Consider the following 6091-nt stretch of genomic DNA (forward strand, 5'->3'; position numbering starts at 1 on the left):
GTACTCCCTCTTCCATCTCGATATGTCCTATTATGGGCTATGCTTGAATCCAATTGACTTCCTCTAATTTTGAATGATTTCTCCATTCCTCTGGAAATGGTTGCTCGCAGACAATCACATCGACTTTTTCTAGAGGACAAACTTTACAAAATGTGTCGACACCAATTTTAGAGTAATCCGTTAGCAATATAACTTGTTTTGATACCTCGACCATCTTGCGAGAAACTAATGTTTCACGTAAATGATAATTACTAACCCCACTTTGAATGGAAACACCGCCAGCTGAAATGAACGCTTTATCAATATTAAATTGATTTAACATTTGTTCAGTGAGACCGCCGCATATAGATTGATGCTTTGGATCAATTTGTCCACCTAGTAATAGAATTTGTCCTGTAAACTTATTTTGATTGAGCAATTCGGTTAACACGGACGATACAGGAAGAGAATTGGTTAAAATCGTAATGTCATTCTTATTTTCAATGCACTGCGCAAATTCAAGCATGGTTGTCCCTACATCAATGGCAATCACATCTCCATTAGAAACGAGTTCTACTGCTTTTTTCCCAACCTTGATTTTCGCTTCTTGATTCACCGTTGTACGCTGTGTAAATGGTGGCTCCTCAAATTCAAAAACTGTTTTAATCGCTCCACCGTAAACCCTCTTTAAAAGTCCTTTTTCCTCTAACATCATCAAATCGCGTCGAATCGTTTCCTCTGAAACATTAAATTGATCAACTAATTCCATAACTTTTACTTTTCCCATTTTGTTCAGTTCTTTTAAAATTTCATTCTTTCTTTCTTCTGGCAAAACAGACATATTTCTTCCTCCACGATTATCAATAATTTATAAAATAATGCATTCTTTCTTCGGTACAACAATTTGAACGCGTGCTCCTTGCTCAAACATTTTCCCTCGGTGGTGAAGATAATCTACAAGGAACGCGGACTCCTCTGTTTCTACTTCATATCTTAAAACATTCCCTGTCATAGAAACATCTTTAATAAACCCTTTAATTCCCCAGTTCTCTTGTAAATTCAAGCTATCCTCACCAACAGAAACTAATTGTAAAACTTCAGGACGAATGGCGACTTCATTTCCTTTTAATTCTGTGCTGCGAACAAGTTTATGGAAAACTTCCATATTACAAACATTATAATTTCCGATAAATTTTGCAACAAATGTATTGACTGGAGAAGTATAAATTTCTGATGGAGAACCGGATTGTACAACTTTTCCTTTATTCATGACAAAAATCCGATCAGACATCGTCATTGCTTCTTCCTGATCATGAGTAACAAAAATTGTTGTAATATCTAATTCTTTCTGTATTCTCTTTAATTCCTTTTGCAAACTTTTTCTGATTTTAGCATCCAATGCGCTTAACGGCTCATCCAAAAGCAGTACTTTTGGCTCCATGACAAGCGCACGGGCAAGAGCAACCCTCTGCTGTTGCCCGCCAGATAACTGATGGGGATATGAATCTTCTTTTCCTATTAAATCAACCATAACAATCATCTTTTTCACTCTTGCTTTAACATTCTTTACCTTTTTCATTTTAAGGCCGTACGCTATATTGTCAAAAACGGTCATATTCTGGAAAAGCGCATAAGACTGAAATACCATACCGACCTCACGCTGACGCGGTGATAAATTAGTTATATCTTTTCCATCAATTAAGATTCTACCTATATCAACACCTTCAAGCCCCGCAATGGAACGTAATAATGTACTTTTTCCGCATCCGCTTTGCCCAAGAAGTGTAGCAAATTCTCCTTTTTTTAATGTTAAAGAAATGTCATTTAGAACGACTTGATTTTCATACCCCTTAGTCACTTGTTCGATGGTTACATAGCCCATTATTTTTCACCTTCTATAGCAGCATTTTTATTACTGTATTGTTTTTTAATAAATGAAAGAATACGCTTCTTATTTGACACGACACGATTTTTTTCGTTTCTAAACGTAAGTTTTAATACAGTCCCCGTTAAAAGTAAAATCAGTGAATAATAAGTAATGACGATTGCACTTGTTAAGTGACCACTGCTGTTTAGTTTGTCGGCAAGATAAATTTGAATGGTTTCAAATCGGCCCCCAACAAGCAAATTGGCAAAAGCAAACTCACTAAATAAAAGAGCGACTGATAGTAAGGTAGACACTAAAATACCAGATATAATATTTGGAAACACCACTGTGCGAAACGCCTGGAATTTTGTGGCACCGAGTAATTCAGCTGCATCGACAAGCTGCACGGCATTAATCGTACGAAGACTGCTACGTATACCTTGATACATAAATGGCAGAATCGTTATGAAATAAGCACCGATTAAAATCCAAGGTGTTCCGGCAATGTGAATCGGTCCATCTGAATACACCTTTATTAATCCTACGGCTCCAACAATGGGAGGAATTCCATAAGGAAGCATGGCTGCTGCTTGAAGTAATCCTTCCCATTTACTGAAATATACCGTGATGATAAAAATAGTCGGCAGCATAATAACAACACTAAGACCTACAGACATGACAATTAAAAACAGCGTTCGTCGAAAAGCAGCATAAAATCGTTCATCTTGAAATAATTCAATATACCATTTCATTGTATAACTCTCAGGTAAAATGGTATGATCCCATTTACCGGCAATCGAGAATAAAAATGTTCCTATAAGCGGAATTAATAAATAGATGACTAGTAACCCAACAATCACCTTATGAAAAGTCAATGAAGGTTTCATCGTAAATCCCTCCTAATGCGGCGCATCATTCGTTCATTGAACCACATCGCCCCTATCATTGTCGCTGCTAGAAGTACTCCCATCGCACTACCTAGCTGCGGCTTTAATGCAACGTCACTTGCAACTAGTGAGGCAATTTGCAATGACAATAAGTTATAGTTGCTGCCTACTAATGCATAGGCTGTAGCGTAAGCTCCCATCGAATTAGCAAACAAAATACTGAATGTACCTACGATACTAGGTAAAAGAACCGGAATCCCAATGTGAAGCCAAAATGATAATGTTGATCCTCCTAATAATGAAGAGGCTTCTTTCCATTGTTTCTTAATTCCTTGATAAGACGGGTAGATGAGCATAATAGCAAGCGGTATTTGAAAATATATATAAACAAGAATGAGGCCTGTCCATGAATATAAATTAAAATCCGCAAACACATCCCCACCCATCTTAGAAAATAGCAACGTAAACAACCCATTGTTTCCAAGTAAAATAATAAATGAAAATGAAAGGGGAATCCCCTCAAAGTTCGACGTCATATTGGCAATCATCAGTAATCGATTTTGTATTTTTTGTGAGAACTTTGTAAACGAATAGGCTGCAATGACCGCTATAATCACAGAAGTTACAGCAGAAAATAAAGAAATGACTAGGCTATTTTGAATGGCTTGCAAGTAAAATTCACTTTTAAATATGGTGAGATATTGATCGATAGTAACTTGAATTCCATCGTCAGCATAAAAACTATTTTTAATCATTGCTACTAATGGTCCTAATTCAAATCCAATCACAAACAAAATAAATGGCAGTAAAAGAGCTAATAAGTAAATTTTTTGTTTTTTTAATTTTCGCAAGACTTCTCGCTCCTCTTTGTTCTCTAACAATTTGGGAATTGGTTCAACAGTACGTTCGTTAAACCAATTCCCGTCAACCTTCATTCTTCATTTTATTTTGAAATATTGCATCTACTTTAAAGGGTATTTTTTCCTTTCAGACCTGGGAATTGATATGAAATCATTTTATTGGACGGCTCTATATTTAAAAGTTCACAAACGAGCGGTGCAAAAGCTAATTGCGGAACCACTTCACTGTAAACACCAGGCTCAACTTTTGGACTCATGATAAAGAGCGGTACATCACGCTCACCATCAGTTATGCCGCCATGGTTGCCATATTCACTCATACCATGATCAGATGTAATTAAAATATGGTAACCTTCTTTGATCCAAATTGGCAAAAGTTGTGCCAACAAGCTTCCCATTTTTAAGATTTGTTCACGATATTCTTTCGATTCCGAACCGAAAATTTCTCCTTTTACATCTACACCGAGCGGATGAATATATAAAAAGTGTGGGTCATACTTTCTGCGCAAAGCTTCTGCATCCATTAACACATGGCTGTCTGGATAGTCATCATCCCAATAAAATTTTCCATATTGAATTGGCTTAGACTCATCCTCTTGCTCACGATCTTCAATAAAATGGAATGGCGCACGATTATAAAGTTCGCTTACCCAGTAATAAGATACCGTTCCGTTTCTTAAGCCATTTTCTTTCGTAAGATGAAAGAGACTTTTCTCAGTAGATAAGCGAACGGCTTGATTGGAAGTAATTCCGTTCACTGATGCCGGTGTACCCGTTAGTAACACTTCATATAATGGACGGGAAAGACTTGGGAGTTCCGACTTTACTTTGTAAAGTGCTGCCTGATTTGTTTCAACTAGATGTTGAATAAATCCAAGAGCCTCACATGCTTTATCATATCTCATACCATCAACAATAATTGCTATTACTTTATTTGACATGTACTAACACCTCTTCTTGCCAAAGCTGTGGTAATTTCTTTGCCGTTTCTTCCCAAGCTTTGTAATCTTCAATTGGTTTTGCATTTTTGTACTGTTCTTCTGGAACCATTTTTTCAGCTACTTCTTTCGGTAGTTGTACATCGCGAATTGGACGGGCAAATCCTTTAGCTAAGTTAATTTGTCCTTCATCGCTTAAGATATATTCTCTAGTTGCCATCGCCGCATGCGGATGCTTTGCATTTTTGTTAATAATAGTTGCGTAGCCGCTTACGACTGAACCTTCACTTGGAATGGCGACATCAAATTGATCGCGGTTAATTTGGTCAGCGTAACCAAGAGCATTGAAATCCCAAACAAGGGCGACTTCCACTTCCCCTTTTTCGATGTTAGCCGGCTTGGCATCAGTTAGGCTAAGGCGGCCTTGCTTGGCAAGCTTAGCGAAATAGTCAATTCCTGGTTGGAGATTTGTTTCATCACCACCGTAAGCCTTAGCGGCAGCAAGAACGGCCATTTGGTTCTGCGTACCACGCTGAACATCTCCAACTGTTACTTTATAATCTCCTTTTAATATGTCATCCCATGATTTTGGCGGGTTATCTACTAGTTCTTTATTAGTTAAGAATGCAATCGTTCCTTGGTATCCAACAACCCAATCTCCATTGTCATCTTTTGCCCAGTCAGGTACCTCGTCCCAATAGGAAGTTTTATATGGCATCGTCAATTCTTTTTGTTCCGCGATGGGCCCAAAAGATACCCCTACATCGCCGATATCAGCTGTTGCATTCTCTCCTTCCGATTCCATTTTGGCAATCTCTTCGGCACTGGATAAATCTGTATCATTGTGTTCCAATGTATATTTTTTCATCACTTCATTCCACGTTTCTCCCCAGTTAGCCCATGAATCAGGCATTCCCACACTATTAATTGTCCCCTCTTCTTTGGCCTTTGTTTCAATTTCCTTCAGGGTTAACGAACTTGGATCCTTAACTACTGGAGCAGCCTCCTCTTTAGTAGATCCACAAGCAGCTAATCCTAGTACACTCACTCCTAACATCACAACTTGAATAGACTTGTAACAATTCTTCTTGAATGTGTAATTCATAAAAAGTGCCTCCAATTAGTGTGGAATTATTAATGTTTATTACTGTTTGTTACGGTTCAATCATAATCATTTAATATAAATCCCACATTAATCCAATGTTAAGAATTTGTAAATCGGTTCTTTAGTTATCCAATTCATCATCAGCTTTTATGTTCATACAATTGAAAAGGATAGCTTTTTAACAGATTCGCGGGATTTGATAGGTTGACATTTTGCATCGTATCGATGGCAAGCTTTTTTGCTTGTCTTTTACTCAATGAGGTATGAGACCTAACCGTTTAAACAAATTGATTGTCAATTATAAAAGTTAAACGCTTTATTTAAATAAATATCCTTGAGGCATGTACCCGGAAGTCTACCGGGCTCATGCCTTTCTTACGATTAGTCAATGTCTTTGTTTGAATTAATTTATTAGTATTTAGAATGTACAGAGTGTTCAGGTTTACTAATAATAA

The 6091-nt window shown here is 37.3% G+C and carries 6 protein-coding genes and 1 pseudogene; all 7 read right to left on the reverse strand.

The features are described from left to right. Positions 1-37 precede the first annotated feature (37 nt). Positions 38-820 carry a DeoR/GlpR family DNA-binding transcription regulator gene (locus ACQKFG_RS23020; protein ID WP_349729328.1) on the reverse strand — a complete coding sequence of 261 codons (783 nt, stop codon included), beginning with the start codon at positions 818-820 and terminating at the stop codon, positions 38-40. Between the two features lie 27 nt (positions 821-847). Continuing rightward, complete coding sequence (locus tag ACQKFG_RS23025) at positions 848-1861, reverse strand: ABC transporter ATP-binding protein (protein WP_427563219.1); 1014 nt, start codon at positions 1859-1861, stop codon at positions 848-850. Then, positions 1861-2733: an ABC transporter permease gene (locus tag ACQKFG_RS23030; RefSeq protein ID WP_427563221.1), complete on the reverse strand. Its 873-nt coding sequence runs from the start codon at positions 2731-2733 to the stop codon at positions 1861-1863. Before ACQKFG_RS23030 ends, ACQKFG_RS23025 begins: the two co-directional genes overlap by 1 nt. Next, a complete protein-coding gene (locus tag ACQKFG_RS23035; RefSeq protein ID WP_427563223.1) occupies positions 2730-3584 on the reverse strand; it encodes an ABC transporter permease in 855 nt (284 codons plus the stop codon). The genes ACQKFG_RS23030 and ACQKFG_RS23035 overlap by 4 nt, the downstream gene beginning before the upstream one ends. 116 nt (positions 3585-3700) lie before the next feature. Further along, on the reverse strand, positions 3701-4534 hold the full coding sequence (locus ACQKFG_RS23040; RefSeq protein WP_056523983.1) for an alkaline phosphatase family protein: 834 nt from the start codon (positions 4532-4534) through the stop codon (positions 3701-3703). Next, entirely contained in the window at positions 4524-5636 is a 1113-nt protein-coding gene (locus ACQKFG_RS23045) for an ABC transporter substrate-binding protein (protein WP_427563225.1), read from the reverse strand. The genes ACQKFG_RS23040 and ACQKFG_RS23045 overlap by 11 nt, the downstream gene beginning before the upstream one ends. 158 nt (positions 5637-5794) lie before the next feature. Then, positions 5795-5914: pseudogene (locus ACQKFG_RS23050) on the reverse strand (nickel import ATP-binding protein NikD); the annotation flags it as partial. Between the last annotated feature and the right edge of the window lie 177 nt (positions 5915-6091).

Source organism: Peribacillus sp. NPDC076916, from assembly GCF_050269675.1.
In the GTDB taxonomy this organism is placed as follows: Bacteria; Bacillota; Bacilli; order Bacillales; family DSM-1321; genus Peribacillus; species Peribacillus aracenensis.